The organism is Pseudomonas sp. PS01300, assembly GCF_029960155.1.
GTDB classification, from domain to species: Bacteria; Pseudomonadota; Gammaproteobacteria; order Pseudomonadales; family Pseudomonadaceae; genus Aquipseudomonas; species Aquipseudomonas palmensis.
Map to the genome: position 1 here is coordinate 1 of NZ_JASCPN010000027.1, position 20,204 is coordinate 20,204.

Genomic DNA, 20,204 nt, shown 5'->3' on the forward strand with positions numbered 1-20,204 from the left:
GGTCAAGCCCGCTCCCACAAGGGTATCGGTGGTGTGCAGACAGCCACTGTACCGGTGGGAGCGGGCTTGACCCGCGATAGCTTCACAGCGGATCAGGGCTTGGCGTTGATCTGCCGTTGCAGGTTCTGCACCTGGCTCTGCAAGGTGGTGATGTTGCGGGTCACCTGCCCGCGAAACGCATCGAACTCCGCCGTCGAGGCACCCGCCCCGGCAGCCGCCGCCGGGCGATTCTCCTGCTCGCTCTTGAGCACGATCAGGTCCTGTTCCAGGCGCTGGATCGCCGCCCCCGGATCCCCCTGCTTCTTCAATGCGGCAATCTCCGTCGACAGGCTCTTGAGCTGCGCATCGACCTTGCCGGTATCAGCCTGCGCCGCCTTCACCGCTGCCAGCTCCGTGGCCACAGCCTTGAGTTGCGCCTGCAATTGGGCATTGGTCGCCTGCTGCTCGCCAACCTGCGCCAGGGCCTGCTCCAGCCGCTTGCCCAGGTCACCCTGCTGCCCGGCTACGCCCTGCTGCTGCTTGCTCTGCTCGGCGAGGCTGGCCTGCAACTGCTTTATCTGCAGCTTCAGTGCCTCGCTGCCGGTGCTGACGCTCGACTCGCTGGCCGCCACCTTGCCGCTGATGTCCTGCAGGCGCCCGGCAGCTTCTTCACTGATGCGCGCAAAGCTTTCCTGGGTGGCCACCAGTTGCTGCTCCATCAGCGAAATCTGCTGGAAGCTCCACCAGCCAAGCCCGGCCAGGGCGATGAACGAAGCGCCCACCAGCGCCCACAACGGCCCGGTGGCCGCCGGCTTGCGCGGTTTGCCGCGCACGGCGGCCACCCGTGCACCTGGCGCCGGGGCAAAGTCGTCATCATCGCGACCGCCGGCCTTGAGGCTGGGTACATCATCGAAATCGTCGTGAGCATCGTTGCGCATGGATCAACCGCCGTGAGTGCAAATGAGCGCCAGTATAAGTCAGTGGCCGCCGTGCTGGGCCTTCCACCAGCCGCAGAATTCATCCAGCGCCGCCCACAGGCTGACCTGCGGGCGGTAGTCCAGTTGCTGGCGGGCGCGGCTGATGTCCAGGGTGAAATCCTTGTTCATCACCTGCACCGCCAGGCGCGACAGGGTCGGTTGCGGACGGCCCGGCCACAGCAGGCAGGCCCCCTCGTTCAGCGCGCCCAGGCTGTAGGCCAGGCCACTGGAGCGGTAGCGCGTGACCTGGGGCAGGTCCATGCGCCGCATCACGTAGTTGATCACGTCCCACAGCGGCAGCGGGTGGCCGTTGCTGATGTTGTAGGCCTGCCCGAGCGCGTCGTTGCCAGCCAGCACCGCGTTGATCAGCGCCTCGTTGAGGTTCTGCACGCTGGTGAAGTCGACCTTGTTCAAGCCGTTGCCGATGATCGCCAGACGGCGTTTCTGCTGCATCTTGAGCAGGCGCGGGAAGATGCTCACATCCCCTGCCCCGGTGACGAAGCGCGGGCGCAGGGCCAGCACTTCCAGGCCGAACTCCTGGGCACCGAAAACCTTCTGCTCGGCCAGGTACTTGGTGGTCGCGTAGGCATCGTGCAGGCGCCGCGGCACCTGCTCTTCGGTCACCCCCAGGCGCGAGCGCCCGTTCCAGTAGATCGACGGCGAGGACAGGTGCACCAGGCGACGAACGTGTTCCTTCAGGCACGCCTCCACCACGTTCTCGGTGACCACCACGTTGCCCTGGTGAAAGTCCTGGTAGCGTCCCCAGTTGCCCACCGCACCGGCGCAGTGCACCACGGTTTCGACGCCTTGGCAGACCCGCCGGGCCAACTCCGGGTCGCCCAGGTCCCCCGGAATGAACTGGGCGCCGCGGCGCACCAGGTGCTCGACGCCTTCGGCCCGCCGGCCATTGACCCGTACCTCCATGCCCTGCTCCAGGGCAAAGCGTGCAAAGCGCCCGCCAATGAAGCCGCTTGCGCCGGTGACCAGAATTCGCATGAAGCACTCCGCCTACTTGTTTGCAGATGATGCAGACGCCGGCAAACCCGACCACGGCACCAACCAACTGCTGGCGCTGCGCCGCAGGTGGTCGGTGAGTTGGCCGAGCAATTGCCCGCCATTGCGCCAATGATGCCAGTACAGCGGCACATCGATCGGCTTATCCGCCAGAATTTCCACCAGTTGCCCGCTGGCCAGTTGCGCCTGGGCCTGCAATTCGGGCACCAGGCCCCAACCCACGCCGGCCTCGGTCATGCGCAGAAAGCCCTCCGAAGACGGGCACAGGTGATGCAGGAATGCACCATCGATACCCAGCGACGCCAGGTAGCGATGCTGCAGAAAATCGTCCGGGCCGAACACCACGGCCGGGGTGCGGGCCAGACGCGCCACCTCTACCCCCTGGGGAAAGTGGCGTGCCATGAAGTCGGGGCTGGCCAACGCACGGTAGCGCATGGCGCCGAGCAGCTCGCTGCGCGCCCCGGCAACCGGTCGCTCGCTGGCGCACAGGCAGGCCGCCACTTCGCCAGCGCGCATGCGCTTGAGGCCCACCTCCTGGTCTTCCACCACCAGCTCCAGCAGCACCCGCTCCTGCGCACAGAACGCCCCGACCGCCGCCGCCCACCAGGTGGCCAGGCTGTCGGCGTTGAGCGCTACCCGCAGACGCTCGGGCTGACCGCCATCGTCCAGCGCCGGCACCTGATGCTGCAGGTCGCGCTCGAGCAGGCGCACCTGCTGTACATGGTTGAGCAGGCGCTTGCCGATCTCGGTGGGCGCTGGTGGCGCGGCGCGTACCAGCACCGGCTGGCCGACGCGCGCCTCCAGCAGCTTGATACGTTGCGAAATGGCCGATTGCGACAGCCCGAGCAACTGTGCGCCCCGCTCGAAACCGCCCTGCTCGATCACCGCCGCCAGGGCGGAAAGCAACTTGTAGTCGAACATCAGTTTCCCTAATGCCGGATGAGGTTTATTGGTTTTTCTTATACGCCCACTGCCCGCACAATAGCCAGCGATCCCCCCTGTATTTTCGGCAGCCCGTGTGGCTGCTTCGCGGAGCACCTCCCATGTGGCAAAGCTACCTCAACGGCCTGCTGGTCGCCTTCGGGCTGATCATGGCCATCGGCACCCAGAACGCCTTCGTGCTGGCGCAGAGCCTGCGCCGTGAGCACCACCTGCCGGTGGCGGCACTGTGCGTGTTCTGTGATGCGGTGCTGGTGGCGCTTGGCGTGTTCGGTCTGGCCACGGTGCTGGCGCAGAACCCGACCCTGCTGGCGGTCGCGCGCTGGGGTGGGGTGGTGTTTCTGCTGTGGTATGGCAGCAAGGCGCTGATCCGCGCCTGCTCCAGCCAGAGCCTGGAGCAGGGCGAGGGCCTGGGTCAGCGTTCGCGTCGCGCGGTGTTGCTCAGTGCCCTGGCGGTGACCCTGCTCAACCCCCACGTGTACCTGGATACCGTGTTGCTGATCGGCTCACTGGGTGCGCAGCAAAGCGTGCCGGGTGCCTACGTGGCGGGTGCGGCCAGTGCCTCGCTGCTGTGGTTCTTCACCCTGGCGCTGGGTGCGGCCTGGTTGGCGCCGTGGCTGGCCCGGCCTGGCACCTGGCGCCTGCTGGACCTGATGGTGGCGGTGATGATGTTTGCGGTGGCGTTGCAACTGGCGCTGGGCTGACCCGTTCGTCAGGTGTCGGCAAAGGCTCTGGAACCTCTATTCCATACACTTGTTGCGTGGTTTAGGTCAGGGCCCGGTGCTATGATCCCGAATCTGCGTCGCAAAGAGTAAAAACTCGCCGATGCATTCCGGCCGCCCGTGATCGGCCTTGCGCTCACCGCAACAGACCTGATTAGGAGAATCACCATGGCTTTTGAATTGCCGCCGCTGCCTTACGCACACGATGCCCTGCAGCCGCACATTTCCAAGGAAACCCTGGAATACCACCACGACAAGCACCACAACACCTACGTCGTGAACCTGAACAACCTGGTGCCAGGCACCGAGTTCGAAGGCAAGACCCTGGAAGAGATCGTCAAGACTTCTTCGGGCGGTATCTTCAACAACGCCGCTCAGGTCTGGAACCACACCTTCTACTGGAACTGCCTGGCGCCAAACGCTGGTGGCCAGCCTACCGGTTCGCTGGCTGAAGCCATCAACGCCGCGTTCGGTTCGTTCGACAAGTTCAAGGAAGAGTTCACCAAGACGTCGGTTGGCACCTTCGGTTCCGGTTGGGGCTGGCTGGTCAAGAAAGCTGACGGCTCCCTGGCGCTGGCCAGCACCATCGGTGCCGGCAACCCGCTGACCAGCGGTGACACCCCGCTGCTGACCTGCGACGTGTGGGAGCATGCCTACTACATCGACTACCGTAACGTGCGTCCGAAGTATGTCGAGGCGTTCTGGAACCTGGTCAACTGGAAGTTCGTGGCTGAGCAGTTCGAAGGCAAGACCTTCACTGCATAAGTGCTGCTTCTGAAAAAACCCGGCTCAGGCCGGGTTTTTTTATGCCGAAAAAGCGGCAAAGAGCAAAACCCCACCCACCAACCTTTTTTAACCAATTTCACCAACACCCTCTCTTGCTGCCCCCCCATACCGCGCTAACATCAATCGTTGGGAAACTTGTCGTACATCGCTCAAGTCGCAAGGCCGGGCAACCGATACAGTGACCGCTGGATCATGAATCCTGCCAACGGCCGATAGTGGATTGCCACAGATGATGGCAAAATGATGCCATGCGCATGGATTAAGGAAACCCCATTGAAGCTGGAACTCAAAAACAGCTTGTCGGTCAAGTTGCTCAGAGTGGTCCTGCTCTCGGCACTGGCCGTGGGCGTGGTACTCAGCTGTGCGCAGATCGTCTTCGATGCCTACAAGACCCGCCAGGCTGTCGCCAACGACGCCCAGCGAATCCTCGACATGTTCCGCGACCCTTCCACCCAGGCCGTATACAGCCTGGACCGCGAAATGGGCATGCAGGTCATCGAGGGGCTGTTCCAGGATGAGTCCGTGCGCATGGCCTCCATCGGCCACCCCAACGAAACCATGCTGGCAGAAAAGTCGCGCCCTCTGCAGGAACTGCCGACCCGCTGGCTCACCGACCTGATCCTCGGCCAGGAACGTACCTACACCACCCAGCTCGTCGGCCGCGCGCCCTACAGCGAATACTACGGCGACCTGAGCATCACCCTCGATACCGGCGCCTACGGCCAGGGCTTCGTGGTCAATTCGGTGATCATCTTCATTGCCGGCGTGCTCCGCGCCCTGGCCATGGGGCTGGTGCTTTACCTGGTCTACCACTGGCTGCTGACCAAGCCACTGTCCAAGCTCATCGAGAACCTCACCCAGATCAACCCCGACCGCCCCAGCCAGCATCAGCTGCCGCTGCTCAAGGGCCACGAGAAGAACGAACTGGGCCTGTGGGTGAACACCGCCAACCAACTGCTGGCGTCCATCGAACGCAATACCCACCTGCGCCACGAGGCCGAGAACAGCCTGCTGCGCATGGCCCAGTACGACTTTCTCACCGGCCTGCCCAACCGCCAGCAACTGCAACAGCAACTGGACAAGATCCTGGTCGATGCCGGGCGCCTGCAGCGCCGGGTTGCGGTGCTGTGCGTAGGCCTGGACGACTTCAAGGGCATCAACGAACAATTCAGCTACCAGGCCGGCGACCAGTTGCTGCTGGCCCTGGCCGACCGCCTGCGTGCCCACAGCGGTCGCCTGGGTGCCCTCGCCCGCCTGGGCGGCGACCAGTTCGCGCTGGTGCAGGCCGACATCGAACAACCCTACGAGGCCGCCGAGCTGGCCCAGAGCATTCTCGATGACCTGGAAGCGCCATTCGCCCTGGACCATCAGGAGATCCGCCTGCGCGCCACCATCGGCATCACCCTGTTCCCCGAAGACGGCGACAGCACCGAGAAGCTGCTGCAAAAGGCCGAACAGACCATGACCCTGGCCAAGAGCCGTTCGCGCAACCGCTATCAGTTCTACATCGCCAGCGTCGACAGCGAGATGCGCCGGCGCCGCGAGCTGGAAAAGGACCTGCGCGAAGCCCTGCCGCGCAATCAGCTGTACCTGGTTTACCAACCGCAGATCAGCTACCGCGACCACCGCGTGGTGGGCGTCGAGGCGCTGCTGCGCTGGCAGCACCCGGAGCTGGGCATGGTTCCGCCCGATCAGTTCATACCGCTGGCCGAACAGAACGGCAACATCATCGTGATCGGCGAATGGGTGCTCGACCAGGCCTGCCGGCAACTGCGCGAATGGCACGACCAGGGCTTCAGCGACCTGCGCATGGCAGTCAACCTGTCGACCGTGCAACTGCACCACAGCGAGCTGCCCCGGGTGGTCAACAACCTGCTGCAGATCTACCGCCTGCCGCCGCGCAGCCTGGAACTGGAAGTGACCGAGACCGGCCTGATGGAAGACATCAGCACTGCCGCCCAGCACCTGCTGAGCCTGCGCCGCTCCGGCGCGCTGATCGCGATCGACGACTTCGGCACCGGCTACTCCTCGCTCAGCTACCTCAAGTCGCTGCCGCTGGACAAGATCAAGATCGACAAGAGCTTCGTGCAGGACCTGCTCGACGATGACGACGACGCCACCATCGTTCGCGCGATCATCCAGCTGGGCAAGAGCCTGGGCATGCAGGTGATCGCCGAGGGCGTGGAAACCGCCGAGCAGGAAGCCTACATCATTGCCCAGGGCTGTCATGAAGGTCAGGGCTACCACTACAGCAAGCCGCTGCCAGCACGCGAGCTGACCGCCTTCCTCAAAGCAGCGCAACGCAACCAGGTATCGATTCTGTGAGTGACGCTGCCGCTAAGGGCAGCGTGAACAGCATTTGAATTTTTACGTGGCAACCTCTTTACAGAAAATGCATATCTTTCGCATTATGTTGCACCTTTGCGTGCGGCTGCACGCCTGTTCAACCTCTCGACGCAGGAATAGCCCATGATTCGTATGCCTCTGGCCACCGCCAGTCTGCTGGCCATTGCCATCTCCCTCGCCGGCTGCGGCGATGACAAGGACAAGGCCGCCGCACCACAGGCCGCCGCACCTGCTGCCGCCAGCACCACCCAGGCGTCCGGGGCCGTCGACGAAGCCGCCGCCCAGGCGGTGGTCAAGCACTACGCCGAGATGGTGTATGCCGTGTACAGCGACTCGCTGAGCACCGCCAAGACCCTGCAGACCGCAGTCGATGCCTTCCTTGCCAAGCCCGACGCCGACACCCTGGCCGCCGCCAGGACTGCCTGGGTAGCCGCCCGTGTACCGTACCTGCAGAGCGAAGTGTTCCGCTTCGGCAACACCATCATCGACGACTGGGAAGGTCAGGTGAACGCCTGGCCGCTGGACGAAGGCCTGATCGACTACGTCGACAAGAGCTATGAACACGCCCTGGGCAACCCGGCCGCCACCGCCAACATCATCGCCAACACCGAGATCCAGGTGGGCGAAGACAAGGTCGACGTCAAGGACCTGACCCCCGAGAAGCTGGCCAGCCTGAACGAGCTGGGCGGTTCGGAAGCCAACGTCGCCACCGGCTACCACGCCATCGAATTCCTGCTGTGGGGCCAGGACCTCAACGGCACCGGCCCGGGCGCCGGCAACCGCCCTGCCTCGGACTACCTGCAAGGCGAAGGCGCCACCGGCGGTCACAACGAGCGTCGTCGTGCCTACCTCAAGGCCGTGACCCAGCTGCTGGTCAACGACCTGGAAGAAATGGTCGGCAACTGGAAGCCGGCAGTGGCCGACAACTATCGCGCCACCCTGGAGGCAGAACCTGTCGCCAACGGCCTGCGCAAGATGCTGTTCGGCATGGGCAGCCTGTCGCTGGGCGAACTGGCGGGCGAGCGCATGAAGGTCTCGCTGGAAGCCAACTCGCCTGAGGACGAGCAGGACTGCTTCAGCGACAACACCCACTACTCGCACTTCTACGACGCCAAGGGTATCCGCAACGTCTACCTGGGCGAGTACACCCGCACCGACGGCACCAAGCTGAGCGGCCCGAGCCTGTCGTCGCTGGTGGCCAAGGTCGATCCGGCCACCGACAACACCCTGAAGGCCGATCTGGAAGCCACCGAGGCGAAGATCCAGGTGATGGTCGACCACGCCCTCAAGGGTGAGCACTACGACCAGTTGATCGCTGCCGACAACGCTGCGGGCAACCAGATCGTGCGTGACGCCATCGCCGCGCTGGTCAAGCAGACCGGTGCCATCGAACAGGCTGCGGGCAAACTGGGCATCACCGACCTGAACCCGGACACCGCTGACCACGAGTTCTGAGTGGTAGCGTGCTGAAACAGAGGCGGCCTTCGGGTCGCCTTTTTTTGTGGGACCTCTTCGCTGGAAGCTGAAGCAGATTTCATCCAGCAAACGCAAATCCCTCTTATTCATATCCCCCGCGCCTGCTAAGCTTGCACGCCGGTTTTACGCTAGCCATTCAGGATTCTCGATGCCCGCTCCGCTTCACCGCGCCCTTCCCCTGCTGCTGGCCCTGGCCCTGAGCGCCTGTGACGACGCCCCGCGTTTCACCAAGGCCGAACCTGGCGAGGCGCGTGCCGGTGGCAGCACCACCGTGAACAAGCGCGACCGCAACGCCTACTCCATGCCCTCGGCCAACCTCACCCCGAGCCAGCGCCTGGACTTCAGCGTGGGCAACAGCTTCTTCCGCAGCCCGTGGGTGATCGCCCCGTCCACCACCACCGCACGCGATGGCCTGGGCCCGCTGTTCAACACCAACGCCTGCCAGAACTGTCATATTCGCGACGGGCGCGGGCACCCGCCCGCAGAGGGCGCCAAAAACGCGGTATCGATGCTGGTGCGCCTGTCGATCCCCGACCAGCCCGAATACGCCAAGGTCATCGAGCAACTGGGCATCGTGCCCGAGCCGGTCTATGGCGGGCAGTTGCAGGACATGGCCGTGCCCGGCGTGGCCCCCGAGGGCAAGGTGCGGGTCAGCTACACCCCGGTGAACGTCACCTTCAAGGACGGCACCCAGGTCGAACTGCGCAAGCCGCAGCTGCAGATCACCCAGCTTGGCTACGGCCCGATGCACCCCGACACACGCTTCTCGGCACGCGTCGCGCCGCCGATGATCGGCCTGGGCCTGCTCGAGGCCATCCCTGATGAGGCAATCCTGGCCAACGCCGACCCCGAGGGGCGCAACGGCACCGGCATTCGTGGCCGGCCCAACCTGGTATGGGACGACGCCCAGGGCAAGCAGGTACTTGGCCGCTTCGGCTGGAAGGCCGGGCAACCCAACCTCAACCAGCAGAACGCCCATGCGTTCTCCAGCGACATGGGCCTGACCAGCAGCCTGGTGCCGCGCGACGACTGCACCCCGGCGCAGCTCGATTGCCTGGCCCAGCCCAATGGCAACGGCGCCGATGGCGAGCAGGAGGTCAGCGACAACATCCTGCGCCTGGTGCTGTTCTACACCCGCAACCTGGCGGTGCCGGTACGCAAGGACGTCGATTCGCCCCAGGTGCTGGCTGGCAAGAACCTGTTCTTCCAGGCCGGCTGCCAGGGCTGCCACACCCCCACATTCACCACCTCGGCCAATGCCGCCGAGCCGGAGCTGGCCAACCAGACCATCCGCCCCTACAGCGACCTGTTACTGCACGACATGGGCCCGGGGCTGGCCGACAACCGCAGCGAATTCGCCGCCGGTGGCCAGGACTGGCGCACCGCGCCGCTGTGGGGCATCGGCCTGAACCAGACCGTCAGTGGCCATACCCAGTTTCTGCATGACGGGCGCGCCCGCAACCTGCTCGAGGCCGTGCTCTGGCACGGCGGCGAAGCCGAGCCTGCGCGCCAGCACGTCTTGACCTTCAATGCCGAGCAACGCGCCGCGTTGCTGGCGTTCCTGAACTCACTCTAGAGAAGGAGCCGGACATGTTCCGTCCCAAGCTGTTGTTCACCAGCCTCGCCGCCATCGCCCTGGGCGCCTGCTCGCCGCAGGACCCGCAGGCCGTGACCTCTGCCGCGATCGCCAAGCAGGTGATCCTGCCGACCTACAGTCGCTGGGTCGAAGCCGACCGCCAACTGGCCGTCAGCGCCCTGGCCTTCTGCGAAGGCAAGGCCGACCTGGCCACCGCACGCGCCGACTTCCTGCACGCACAAAAAGCCTGGGCCGAGTTGCAACCGCTGCTGATCGGCCCGCTGGCCGAGGGCAACCGCGCCTGGCAGGTGCAGTTCTGGCCCGACAAGAAGAACCTGGTGGGCCGTCAGGTCGAGCAGCTGGTCAACGGCGACAAGCCGGTGGATGCCGAGACCGTGGCCAAGTCCAGCGTCGTGGTGCGCGGCCTGTCGGCCTACGAGTACATTCTGTTCGACAGCAAGCCGGACGTCGCCACCGCCGAACAGAAGGCCCGTTATTGCCCGCTGCTGGTGGCCATCGGCGAACACCAGAAGAACCTCGCCGAAGAGATCCTCAAGGGCTGGAACAGCACCGACGGCATGCTGGCGCAGATGACCAAGTTCCCCAACCAGCGCTACGCCGACTCCCATGAGGCGATCGCCGACCTGCTGCGCGCCCAGGTCACCGCGCTGGACACCCTGAAGAAGAAGCTCGGCACGCCGATGGGGCGCCTGAGCAAGGGCATCCCGCAGCCGCTGCAGGCTGAAGCCTGGCGCAGCCACTCCTCGCTCAAGAGCCTAGAAGCCAGCCTGATCGCCGCCCAGACCGTGTGGGTCGGGGTCGACAACCAGGGCCTGCGCGGCCTGCTGGGCAAGGACCAGAAGGCCCTGGCCGACAAGATCGACGCGGCCTATGCTGATGCCCTCAAGCAACTGAAGGCGATCGACAGGCCCCTGGGCGAAATGCTCCAGGACGATGCCGGCCGCGAGCAACTGAACGCCTTCTACGACAGCCTGAACGTGGTTCACCGCCTGCATGAAGGTGAACTGGCCAAGGCGCTGAACATCCAGCTGGGCTTCAATGCCAACGACGGTGACTGATCATGTTGCGACGCCAGGCCCTCAAACTCGGTAGCGTGCTGCTCAGCGCCCTGACCCTGGGTGGCTGGACCCTGTGGCGCAGCAAGGGCCAGCAGCCGCTGCTGCTGTCGGCCCGTGACGATGCCGACGGCAAGCACTATGCCGTGGGCTATCGCCTGGACGGCACCCAGGTGTTCGCCACCCAGGTCGGCCTGCGCTGCCACGACATCATCAACCACCCCGAGCGGCCGATCGCGCTGTTCGTGGCGCGCCGCCCCGGCACCGAGAGCTACCTGATCGACCTGCGCGACGGGCGCCTGCTGCAGACCCTGGCCTCGCAGCCGAACCGGCACTTCTATGGCCACGCGGTGATCCACAAGGGCGGCGAATGGCTGTACGCCACCGAGAACGACACCACCGACCCGGGCCGTGGCGTGCTGGGTGTGTACCGCTTCGAAGGCGAACACCTGGCCCATCATTCGGAAATCCCGACCCACGGCATCGGCCCGCACCAGGTGTCGTGGCTGCCTGACGGCGAGACCCTGGTGGTGGCCAATGGCGGTATCCGCACCGAAGCCGAGAGCCGGGTGGAGATGAACCTGGATGCGATGCAGCCCAGTCTGGTGCTGATGCAGCGCGACGGCACCCTGCTGAGCAAGGAAACCCTGAGCCAGCAGATGAACAGCGTGCGCCACCTGGCGATTGCCGACGACGGCACCGTGCTGGCGTGCCAGCAGTTCATGGGCGGCTCGGACGAAACCGCCGAGCTGCTGGCGATCAAGCGTCCGGGGCAGCCGTTCGTGGCCTTCCCGGTGCCGGAGCGCCAGTTGCAGTCCATGGCCCAGTACACCGCCAGCGTGGCGGTGCACAGCGAGCTGCGACTGGTGGCGATGACCGCGCCACGGGCCAACCGCCTGTTCATCTGGGACCTGGACAGCGCCGAGGTGAAGCTGGATGCGCCGATGCCGGACTGCGCGGGCGTGGGCGCAGTGGCCGATGGCTTTGTGGTGACCTCCGGGCAAGGGCGTTGCCGGCTGTACGACTGCCGCAAGGCAGCGCTGGTGGGGCAACCGCTGCAACTGCCTTCGGGGTTGTGGGACAACCATCTGCACCTGATCTGATATAGCGATCGCGGGTCAAGCCCGCTCCCACAGGGAACACCTGGAACCTTGTGGGAGCGGGCTTGACCCGCGATGACGTCGGTACAGACAACATAAAATATACCGAACCAGCACGCCGCCCCCTGCGCCGCGACCGACTAGACTTGCGCAACAACGCTTCCAGGGAGCTGGTCCATGCTGCGCCGTCGCATGCTCATCATGCTGGGTATCGTCCTGCTGCTGGTGCTGGCCCTGGGCGGCTACAAGGGCTTGTCCATCTACCGCCAGATCCAGCAGTTCTCCGCGCCCAAGCCGCCGGTCAGCGTCGCCGCCGCCGAGGCGCGCGAGCAGCCCTGGCAAAGCCGCCTGCCCGCCGTGGGCAGCCTCAAGGCCCTGCAAGGGGTGGACCTGAGCCTGGAGATCGCCGGCACGGTCAAGGCCCTGCACTTCGAATCCGGCCAGCAGGTCAAGGCCGGGCAACTGCTGCTGCAGCTGGACAGCGACGTGGAGACTGCCCTGCTCGGCACCGCCCAGGCCGACCTCGGGCTGGCCCAGGTGGATTATCAGCGAGGCAGCCAGCTGGTCGGCAGCCAGGCCATCTCCAAGGGCGAATTCGACCGCCTGCGCGCCCAACTGCTGCGCAACCAGGCGGTAGTGGCGCAACTCAAGGCATCCCTGGCGAAAAAGAGCATCAACGCGCCGTTCACCGGCACCATCGGTATCCGCCAGGTCGACCTAGGCAGCTACCTGGCCAGCGGCACGGTGATCGCCACCCTGCAGGACCTGAGCAGCCTGTATGTCGACTTCTTCGTGCCGGAACAGGCGCTGCCCAACCTCAGCCTCGGCCAGCAGGCGCTGGTCTCGGTGGCCGCCTACCCGCACCGCAGCTTCACCGCCACCCTCAGCGCGATCAACCCCAAGGTCGACGACACCACCCGCAACCTGCAGGTGCGCGCCACCCTGGCCAACCCCGACGGCACGTTGCTGCCGGGCATGTTCGCCAGCCTGCAGGTGTTGCTGCCCAACCCGCACAACGCGGTGGTGGTGCCGCAGAGCGCCGTCACCTACACCCTCTATGGCAACTCGGTGTATGTCGCCGTGCCGCAAAAGTCCGAAGACGGCAAGGTGCAGACCACGGCCGATGGCCAGCCGCAACTGATCGCCGAGCGGCGCTTCGTCGAGACCGGCGAGCGCCGCGACGGCCTGGTGGTGATCGCCAAGGGCCTCACGCCCGGCGAAACGGTGGTCACCGCCGGCCAGTTGAAGCTGACCCAGGGCGCTGCCGTCACCCTGAGCGCCGACAAGACCCTGCAAGCAGAACCGACCAGCCAGCCCGGCGCCGACTGACCAAGGAACCGCCATGGCCTTTACCGACCCGTTCATCCGTCGCCCGGTGCTGGCCAGCGTGGTCAGCCTGCTGATCGTGCTGCTGGGGTTCCAGGCCTGGAGCAAGCTGCCGATCCGCCAGTACCCGCAGATGGAAAACGCCCTGATCACGGTGACCACCGCCTACCCAGGAGCCAACGCCGAAACCATCCAGGGCTACATCACCCAGCCCCTGCAGCAGAGCCTGGCCAGTGCCGAAGGCATCGACTACATGACCTCGGTGAGCCGGCAGAATTTTTCGGTGATCTCGATCTACGCGCGCATCGGCTCCGACAGCGACCGGCTGTTCACCGAGCTGCTGGCCAAGGCCAACGAGGTCAAGAACAAGCTGCCCCAGGACGCCGAGGACCCGGTGCTGAGCAAGGAAGCCGCCGATGCCTCGGCGCTGATGTACATCAGCTTCTACAGCAAGGAGCTGAGCAACCCGCAGATCACCGACTACCTGTCGCGGGTGATCCAGCCCAAGCTCGCCACCCTGCCCGGCATGGCCGAAGCCGAGATTCTCGGCAACCAGGTGTTCGCCATGCGCCTGTGGATCGACCCGGTGAAGCTGGCCGGCTACGGCCTGAGCGCCGGCGATGTGACTGCCGCGGTGCGCCGCTACAACTTCCTGTCCGCCGCCGGCGAGGTCAAGGGCCAGTACGTGGTCACCAGCATCAACGCCACCACCGAACTCAAGTCGGCCGAAGCCTTCGCCGCCATCCCGCTCAAGACCAAGGGCGACAGCCGCGTGCTGCTGGGCGATGTGGCACGGGTGGAGATGGGCGCGGAGAACTACGACACGGTCAGCTCGTTCGACGGCACGCCGTCGGTGTACATCGGCATCAAGGCCACCCCGGCCGCCAACCCGCTGGACGTGATCAAGGAGGTGCGCAAGCTGATGCCGGAGCTGGAAGCGCAGTTGCCGCCCAACCTCAAGGCCTCCATCGCCTATGACGCCACGCTGTTCATCCAGGCCTCCATCGACGAGGTGGTCAAGACCCTGGTCGAGGCGGTGCTGATCGTGATCGTGGTGGTGTTCCTGTTTCTCGGCGCGCTGCGCTCGGTGCTGATCCCGGTGATCACCATCCCGCTGTCGATGATCGGCGTGCTGTTCTTCATGCAACTGATGGGCTACTCGCTGAACCTGTTGACGCTGCTGGCGATGGTGCTGGCCATCGGCCTGGTGGTGGACGATGCGATCGTGGTGGTGGAGAACATCCACCGCCATATCGAGGAGGGCAAGACGCCGTTCGACGCCGCGCTGGAAGGCGCCCGGGAGATCGCCATGCCGGTGGTCTCGATGACCATCACCCTGGCGGCGGTGTACGCCCCCATCGGTTTCCTGGAGGGCCTCACCGGGGCCCTGTTCAAGGAGTTCGCCCTGACCCTGGCCGGGGCCGTGGTGATTTCCGGCATCGTCGCGCTGACCCTGTCGCCGATGATGTGTGCCCTGCTGCTGCGCCCGGAGCAGAACCCCAGCGGCCTGGCCCATCGTCTCGACCAGCTGTTCGAGCGGCTCAAGCGCCGCTACCAGACGCTTTTGCACGGCACCCTCGAGACCCGGCCGGTGGTGATCGTGTTCGCCCTGATCGTGCTGTGCCTGATCCCGGTGTTTCTGATGTTCAGCAAGAACGAGCTGGCCCCGGACGAAGACCAGGGCATCATCTTCATGATGGCCACCGCCCCGCAACCGGCCAACCTCGATTACCTGAACGCCTACACCGACGAGTTCATCACGATCTTCAAGTCATTCCCCGAGTACTACTCCTCGTTCCAGATCAACGGCTTCAACGGCGTGCAATCGGGCATCGGCGGCTTTCTGCTCAAGCCGTGGAACCAGCGCAGCCGCACCCAGATGGAGTTGCTGCCCGAGGTGCAGGCCAAGCTGGCGACCATCAGCGGCCTGCAGATCTTCGGCTTCAACCTGCCCTCCCTGCCGGGCACCGGCGAAGGCCTGCCATTCGCCTTCGTGATCAACACGCCGAATGACTACGTGTCGTTGCTGGAAGTGGCGCAGCGGGTCAAGGACCGCGCCCAGGCCTCGGGCAAGTTCGCCTTCCTGGACATCGACCTGGCATTCGACAAGCCGGAGGTGGTGGTGGATATCGACCGGGCCAAGGCGGCGCAGATGGGGGTGTCGATGGATGCCCTGGGCGGCACCCTGGCCACGCTGCTGGGCGAGGCCGAGATCAACCGCTTCACCATCGAGGGGCGCAGCTACAAGGTGATCGCCCAGGTCGAGCAGGCCTACCGCGACAACCCCGGCTGGCTGAACAACTACTACGTGAAGAACGAGCAGGGCCGGATGCTGCCCCTGTCGACCCTGATCAGCGTCAGCGACCGCGCGCGGCCGCGCCAGCTCAACCAGTTCCAGCAGCTGAACTCGGCGATCATCCAGGGCTTCCCGCTGGTGAGCATGGGCGAGGCCCTGGAGACGGTGCGCAGCATCGCCCAACAGGAGGCACCGGCAGGCTTCGCCTTCGACTACAGCGGGCAGGCACGTCAGTTCGTGCAGGAAGGCAGTGCGCTGTGGGTGACCTTCGGCCTGGCGCTGGCGATCATCTTTCTGGTGCTGGCGGCGCAGTTCGAGAGTTTCCGCGACCCGCTGGTGATCCTGGTGACGGTGCCCCTGTCGATCTGTGGAGCATTGATTCCGCTGTTTCTGGGGTGGTCGAGCATGAACATCTACACCCAGGTGGGGCTGGTGACGCTGATCGGGCTGATCAGCAAGCACGGCATCCTGATCGTCGAGTTCGCCAACCAGTTGCGCCTGCACAAGGGGCTGACTGCGCGGGATGCCGTAGAGGAAGCGGCAGCGATACGCCTGCGGCCGGTGCTGATGACCACGGCGGCGATGGTATTCGGCATGGTGCCGCTGATACTGGCGACGGGCGCCGGGGCGGTGAGTCGGTTCGACATCGGCATGGTGATCGCCACCGGGATGTCGGTGGGCACGCTGTTCACGTTGTTCGTGTTGCCGTGCGTGTATACGTTGCTGGCCAGGAAGGAAATGCCAAGTACGGCGCTCGAATCGAGTTGAACGCATCGCGGGTCAAGCCTGCTCCCGCAAGGATCACTGCAACCCTGTGGGAGCGGGCTTGACCCGCGTGGATACACTTCATCACCCGTTGGAGCGCAGCCCCCGGCTCATGCCGAACAGGAACAACAGCAGGTCATGGTCCGGTTGCGCCGTGACGACCGGCTTGGCCGTCCGCGGCAGCGGACACTGCGCGCCCAGGTCGATGGAACTGAGCACCTGCGGACGCGGCTCCTCCCACGCGGCGAAAGCCACCGAAGCCACCGCCAACGCCACAAGCAGAAACAAACCTCGTGCTATTTCTAGTTTCATTGCTCTAAACCTTTGACAGCGCTGCCAAACGCCACTTCGTAAAAGTAGAGCAACTTCTTCCAGTCCGCATCGTTCCACGACGAATGGCGGCGCAGTTGCTTCAGGTCATTGGCGGCCGCACGCTGGCAGCTGATGCGCCGGCGGCACTTCTCCAGGTCCAGCAAGGCGACCTCGGCACGCGCATCCGCGCCCTCGCCGGTCACCTTCACGAAAATATGCTTGCTGTACAGGCAGCCATGCTGCCAGTGCCCGCGGTGCATGCGCGCCAGGTTGCCGGCCAGGTCCTCGAGCACCCGGTCGTGCAGCGCCTCGCCGTGCTGCTCGCGCCCGCCGCCGGCGTACCACAGGTCGATCTCCTCGAAACCGTCCAGCGCCTCGCTGACGAGCAGCGCCCGCCACTGGTGCTGGGCATCGCGCTCCACGCCGCAATAGACGATATGCGGCACCCGCACGCCCAACTGCTCGAAACTGCTCAGGGCAGCGAACTCACGCAATACCGTGGGGCGACCGAAGGGGTGCAGCAGGCTGCGGTAGATATGCCCGACCTGGCGCTTGGCATACAGCAGATGGCCCGTCTCGTCGCTCAGGCGCTGCACGCCGCTTTCGCCGCCACGCCGCTGGTTGGGTGCCTCCACCCATTCGCCCTGGCGCTGCCAGAAGTAATCGAATTGATCCGAGACCGCCGTACCGCCCGTTCCTTCCACAGCCATTCCTTCACCCCTTGCGCAATACGTAAACTCGCCACATCGCATAGAACGGCAAAAAGTCCATTCGTTCCTGAATACGGAAACCTGCGGCCTCGAACTCCTGTTCAACCGTAGCAGCTGGTAACACAAAACGGTTCTGGTAACTGCCATCGGCCTGCCCGTTGTTACGGCGTGCTTCCAGGCGTTTACGCCGCCAGGCCTTGATGTTGCCGTCCACCCACAACGAGATAATCACGCTGTCGCGGCTAACCCGTTGAAACTCCGAAAGAATCGCCTTGCGATGGGCCGCTTCGCCAATGTGGTGGAACAGCCGCATGCAGAAAATGCTGTCTACCGCGTTGTCCGGCAGATCGATGGCGAAGGCTGATGTCTGCAAGGGCCGTACCCGTTTGACCACTTCTGCCGGTTGCGACCCGCAGGCGATCTGCAGCATGGCGGCGGAATTGTCGGCGCCGATGATCACGCGGTTGGCCTTTTCGGCCAGCAGCGGCCAGAAACGGCCGGCACCGCTGGGCAGGTCCAGCACCAGGCCAGGCTCCCCGGCCAGCGCCAGGGCACGCCGGGCCAATTGCTCGTCACGCTGGTGGGACAAGCGGCGGGCAATGCCGTCCTGGTGCTTGTGCAGGTACTGTTGAGCGTGCTGCTCGTCGTACTTCTCGGAAAACTTGAGCTTGATGGGACTGCGCATGGTGCATCTCCTGACTCCAATGCCGCCTACCTTAAGCAGGGCGACGTTGGCGTCAGGTCATGCGAACGTGAAAAAAATGTCAGGTTGCGTCGGTAAGTTACAAGGTGTTTCCGGGGGCCTGCGACCCGGCCGTGCCCAATTTCACATGGAACCGGCAACCATGGGGCTCGGCGGCGCTCAGGCTGACGCTCCAGCCCTGGTCCTCGCAGATCCGCTGCACCAGCGACAGGCCCAGCCCGAGCCCCTCCCCGCGTTTTTCGCCGCCGCGCACGAACGGCTGGAACATGGCCTCGCGATGCTCCTCGGGAATTCCCACGCCGCTGTCCTCGACGGTGAAGCCATCGGGCTCCAGGGTGAGGCGGATGTACCCCTGGTCGGTGTAGTGCGCCGCATTGCGCAGCAGGTTGCCCATCACCGATTGCAGGAACGTGGCGTTGTACAGGGTCGGCAGCGCGCCGGTGTCGTGGTAGGTGAGGGTCAGCCCCTTCTGCTCGATGGTGTCGCGCCAGACGCCGATCAGTTCGTTGCCCACCTCACGCAGGCTTGCCCGCGAAGCGACGGCACCCTCGTCGCGCTGGGCGCGGGCGAGCATGAGGAAGGTCTGCACCAGCTCGCGCATTTCTTCGGTGGCCCGCGAAATGCGTTCGACCTGGGCGCGGGCGCGATTGTCGATGGCCGGGTTCTCCAGCAGCAGCTCGCACGAGCTGGCCAGCACCATCAGGGGCGTGCGCAGTTCATGGCTGACATCGCTGGTGAACAGCCGCTCGCGGGTCAGTGCATCACGCAGGCGCCCCAGGGTGGCGTCGAAGGCCACCGCCAGTTGCCCCACTTCGTCGGCCGCGTAGTCCGGCGCCAAGGGCGGCGCCAGGCCCAGCAACTGGTCGCGGTGGCGCACCTGGCGCGCCAGCCGGATCACCGGGGCCATCACCCGACGTGCCAGCACCCAGCCGAGGAATACCGCCAGTGCCAGGCTGAGCACGAAGCCCACCACCACCACGGCGAACAGCACGCGCTCGCGTTCTTCGAAATCGCTCTGGTCCTGCAGCAGCACGTAGTGCCGCCCGTCCACCACCTCGACCATGGCGTGGTACGACAGGTGCTCGCGAAACACTTCGTGAAACCCCGGGGTGAGGTGGCGCAGGTCCTTGGGCAGGTCGAAGTCGTCGCGCCCGCCACTGTAGTAGAACAACTGGTCGGGCCGCGGGCGGTGGCTCCACTCCGATACGCTGTCCATCAGCAGCATGCGCTTGAGGTCGCCCCCCAATACCGAGGAAATCAGGCGCTCTTCCACCAGGTGCACGGTGGCCACGATGCCGAAGGCGAAGGCCCCGGCCACCAGCGCGCTCATCAGCGCGAAGGCGATGATGATGCGCTGGGCAAGGCTTTGCTTAAACTCCATCACGACCCTCGGCCAGTCGATAGCCAACACCGTGCACGGTATGCAGCAGGGGCTTGTCGAATGGCTTGTCGATCACCTGGCGCAACTGGTGGACGTGGCTGCGCAGGCTGTCACTGTCGGGGCAGTCGTCGCCCCACAGGGCTTCTTCCAGTACCTCGCGGCGCAGCACGTGGGGGCTCTTCTGCATCAGCACTGCAAGCAGCTTGAGGCCGACCGGGTTGAGCTTGAGGAACTTGCCCTGGCGGGTGACCTCCAGGGTGTCGAGGTCGTAGCTCAGGTCGCCGACGTTCAGGCTGCGCCGGCCACCGCCCTGGGCCCGGCGCAGCACAGCTTCGATGCGCGCGGCCAGTTCCGACAGGGCGAACGGCTTGAGCAGGTAGTCGTCGGCGCCGGAGCGAAAGCCCTGCAGGCGGTCGTCGAGCTGGTCGCGGGCGGTCAGCATGATCACCGGGGTATCGCGCCGGGCATCCTCGCGCAGGCGCTTGCACAAGGTGTAGCCGTCGATGCCGGGCAGCATGATGTCGAGTACGATCAGGTCGTAGTGCTCGGTGGCAGCCAGGTGCAGGCCCGACAGGCCGTCCTGGGCGCAGTCGACGGTGTAGCCCTTGAGGCCCAGGTAATCGGCCAGGTTGGCCAGGATATCGCGGTTGTCTTCAACCAGTAGAATTCGCATCGGTACCTCTCCCCGTCCTCGTTTGCCTGCTTGGCAGGCGCAGCTTA

At 65.1% G+C, this 20,204-nt stretch carries 17 protein-coding genes; 9 read left to right on the forward strand and 8 right to left on the reverse strand.

Features of this window, described 5'->3' with window-relative positions; translation table 11 throughout:
* Window positions 1-92: 92 nt before the first annotated feature.
* The 3 genes from QMX96_RS14575 to QMX96_RS14585 are packed head-to-tail and all read right to left on the reverse strand — an operon-like array spanning window position 93 to window position 2,891.
* Window positions 93-917, reverse strand: a complete 825-nt coding sequence (locus tag QMX96_RS14575; protein ID WP_058540893.1) for a hypothetical protein — start codon at window positions 915-917, stop codon at window positions 93-95.
* Window positions 918-956: 39 nt separating this feature from the next.
* Entirely contained in the window at window positions 957-1,952 is a 996-nt protein-coding gene (locus tag QMX96_RS14580; RefSeq protein ID WP_058540892.1) for an NAD-dependent epimerase/dehydratase family protein, read from the reverse strand.
* A gap of 12 nt (window positions 1,953-1,964) precedes the next feature.
* The gene (locus QMX96_RS14585; RefSeq protein ID WP_058540891.1) at window positions 1,965-2,891 is read right to left on the reverse strand and encodes a LysR family transcriptional regulator ArgP; all 927 of its coding nucleotides are present in this window, start codon (window positions 2,889-2,891) and stop codon (window positions 1,965-1,967) included.
* A 122-nt stretch (window positions 2,892-3,013) separates the two neighbouring features.
* Between QMX96_RS14585 and QMX96_RS14590 the strand changes: the two genes are divergently transcribed.
* The 9 genes from QMX96_RS14590 to QMX96_RS14630 all read left to right on the forward strand — a co-directional run bounded on the left by QMX96_RS14590 (window position 3,014) and on the right by QMX96_RS14630 (window position 16,381).
* Entirely contained in the window at window positions 3,014-3,613 is a 600-nt protein-coding gene (locus QMX96_RS14590) for a LysE/ArgO family amino acid transporter (protein WP_043862105.1), read from the forward strand.
* 186 nt (window positions 3,614-3,799) lie between these two features.
* Window positions 3,800-4,396 carry a Fe-Mn family superoxide dismutase gene (locus tag QMX96_RS14595; protein WP_054914821.1) on the forward strand — a complete coding sequence of 199 codons (597 nt, stop codon included), beginning with the start codon at window positions 3,800-3,802 and terminating at the stop codon, window positions 4,394-4,396.
* 294 nt (window positions 4,397-4,690) lie between these two features.
* Window positions 4,691-6,742 carry a bifunctional diguanylate cyclase/phosphodiesterase gene (locus QMX96_RS14600; RefSeq protein ID WP_054914822.1) on the forward strand — a complete coding sequence of 684 codons (2,052 nt, stop codon included), beginning with the start codon at window positions 4,691-4,693 and terminating at the stop codon, window positions 6,740-6,742.
* 144 nt (window positions 6,743-6,886) lie between these two features.
* Window positions 6,887-8,218 (forward strand): imelysin family protein, encoded by a 1,332-nt coding sequence (locus QMX96_RS14605; RefSeq protein ID WP_043862102.1) that lies wholly within the window; start codon window positions 6,887-6,889, stop codon window positions 8,216-8,218.
* Between the two features lie 169 nt (window positions 8,219-8,387).
* On the forward strand, window positions 8,388-9,815 hold the full coding sequence (locus QMX96_RS14610; RefSeq protein ID WP_043862101.1) for a di-heme oxidoredictase family protein: 1,428 nt from the start codon (window positions 8,388-8,390) through the stop codon (window positions 9,813-9,815).
* 14 nt (window positions 9,816-9,829) lie between these two features.
* The gene (locus tag QMX96_RS14615) at window positions 9,830-10,894 is read left to right on the forward strand and encodes an imelysin family protein (RefSeq protein ID WP_043862100.1); all 1,065 of its coding nucleotides are present in this window, start codon (window positions 9,830-9,832) and stop codon (window positions 10,892-10,894) included.
* A 2-nt stretch (window positions 10,895-10,896) separates the two neighbouring features.
* The gene (locus QMX96_RS14620) at window positions 10,897-11,994 is read left to right on the forward strand and encodes a DUF1513 domain-containing protein (protein ID WP_282361969.1); all 1,098 of its coding nucleotides are present in this window, start codon (window positions 10,897-10,899) and stop codon (window positions 11,992-11,994) included.
* A gap of 174 nt (window positions 11,995-12,168) precedes the next feature.
* A complete protein-coding gene (locus QMX96_RS14625; protein ID WP_116052216.1) occupies window positions 12,169-13,320 on the forward strand; it encodes an efflux RND transporter periplasmic adaptor subunit in 1,152 nt (383 codons plus the stop codon).
* A 13-nt stretch (window positions 13,321-13,333) separates the two neighbouring features.
* A complete protein-coding gene (locus QMX96_RS14630; RefSeq protein ID WP_054914825.1) occupies window positions 13,334-16,381 on the forward strand; it encodes a multidrug efflux RND transporter permease subunit in 3,048 nt (1,015 codons plus the stop codon).
* A gap of 81 nt (window positions 16,382-16,462) precedes the next feature.
* Here the strand turns inward: QMX96_RS14630 and QMX96_RS14635 are convergent, their stop codons facing one another.
* The 5 genes from QMX96_RS14635 to colR form a co-directional block, all read right to left on the reverse strand.
* Window positions 16,463-16,690 (reverse strand): hypothetical protein, encoded by a 228-nt coding sequence (locus QMX96_RS14635; protein WP_043862096.1) that lies wholly within the window; start codon window positions 16,688-16,690, stop codon window positions 16,463-16,465.
* The gene (locus QMX96_RS14640; protein ID WP_043862095.1) at window positions 16,687-17,400 is read right to left on the reverse strand and encodes a lipopolysaccharide kinase InaA family protein; all 714 of its coding nucleotides are present in this window, start codon (window positions 17,398-17,400) and stop codon (window positions 16,687-16,689) included. Before QMX96_RS14640 ends, QMX96_RS14635 begins: the two co-directional genes overlap by 4 nt.
* A 4-nt stretch (window positions 17,401-17,404) precedes the next feature.
* The gene (locus QMX96_RS14645) at window positions 17,405-18,085 is read right to left on the reverse strand and encodes a class I SAM-dependent methyltransferase (RefSeq protein WP_043862094.1); all 681 of its coding nucleotides are present in this window, start codon (window positions 18,083-18,085) and stop codon (window positions 17,405-17,407) included.
* Between the two features lie 97 nt (window positions 18,086-18,182).
* Window positions 18,183-19,484 carry a HAMP domain-containing sensor histidine kinase gene (locus QMX96_RS14650; RefSeq protein ID WP_100633518.1) on the reverse strand — a complete coding sequence of 434 codons (1,302 nt, stop codon included), beginning with the start codon at window positions 19,482-19,484 and terminating at the stop codon, window positions 18,183-18,185.
* On the reverse strand, window positions 19,474-20,157 hold the full coding sequence (gene colR / locus QMX96_RS14655; RefSeq protein WP_043862092.1) for a two-component system response regulator ColR: 684 nt from the start codon (window positions 20,155-20,157) through the stop codon (window positions 19,474-19,476). Before colR ends, QMX96_RS14650 begins: the two co-directional genes overlap by 11 nt.
* Window positions 20,158-20,204: the final 47 nt, after the last annotated feature.

Excerpts from the sequence above, each read along its gene's own strand:
- QMX96_RS14575 (WP_058540893.1), bottom strand. The coding sequence starts at position 917 with ATGCGCAACGATGCTCACGACGATTTCGATGATGTACCCAGCCTCAAG.
- QMX96_RS14580 (WP_058540892.1), bottom strand. The coding sequence starts at position 1,952 with ATGCGAATTCTGGTCACCGGCGCAAGCGGCTTCATTGGCGGGCGCTTT.
- QMX96_RS14585 (WP_058540891.1), bottom strand. The coding sequence starts at position 2,891 with ATGTTCGACTACAAGTTGCTTTCCGCCCTGGCGGCGGTGATCGAGCAG.
- QMX96_RS14590 (WP_043862105.1), top strand. The coding sequence starts at position 3,014 with ATGTGGCAAAGCTACCTCAACGGCCTGCTGGTCGCCTTCGGGCTGATC.
- QMX96_RS14595 (WP_054914821.1), top strand. The coding sequence starts at position 3,800 with ATGGCTTTTGAATTGCCGCCGCTGCCTTACGCACACGATGCCCTGCAG.
- QMX96_RS14605 (WP_043862102.1), top strand. The coding sequence starts at position 6,887 with ATGATTCGTATGCCTCTGGCCACCGCCAGTCTGCTGGCCATTGCCATC.
- QMX96_RS14610 (WP_043862101.1), top strand. The coding sequence starts at position 8,388 with ATGCCCGCTCCGCTTCACCGCGCCCTTCCCCTGCTGCTGGCCCTGGCC.
- QMX96_RS14615 (WP_043862100.1), top strand. The coding sequence starts at position 9,830 with ATGTTCCGTCCCAAGCTGTTGTTCACCAGCCTCGCCGCCATCGCCCTG.
- QMX96_RS14620 (WP_282361969.1), top strand. The coding sequence starts at position 10,897 with ATGTTGCGACGCCAGGCCCTCAAACTCGGTAGCGTGCTGCTCAGCGCC.
- QMX96_RS14625 (WP_116052216.1), top strand. The coding sequence starts at position 12,169 with ATGCTGCGCCGTCGCATGCTCATCATGCTGGGTATCGTCCTGCTGCTG.
- QMX96_RS14630 (WP_054914825.1), top strand. The coding sequence starts at position 13,334 with ATGGCCTTTACCGACCCGTTCATCCGTCGCCCGGTGCTGGCCAGCGTG.
- QMX96_RS14635 (WP_043862096.1), bottom strand. The coding sequence starts at position 16,690 with ATGAAACTAGAAATAGCACGAGGTTTGTTTCTGCTTGTGGCGTTGGCG.
- QMX96_RS14640 (WP_043862095.1), bottom strand. The coding sequence starts at position 17,400 with ATGGCTGTGGAAGGAACGGGCGGTACGGCGGTCTCGGATCAATTCGAT.
- QMX96_RS14645 (WP_043862094.1), bottom strand. The coding sequence starts at position 18,085 with ATGCGCAGTCCCATCAAGCTCAAGTTTTCCGAGAAGTACGACGAGCAG.
- QMX96_RS14650 (WP_100633518.1), bottom strand. The coding sequence starts at position 19,484 with ATGGAGTTTAAGCAAAGCCTTGCCCAGCGCATCATCATCGCCTTCGCG.
- colR (WP_043862092.1), bottom strand. The coding sequence starts at position 20,157 with ATGCGAATTCTACTGGTTGAAGACAACCGCGATATCCTGGCCAACCTG.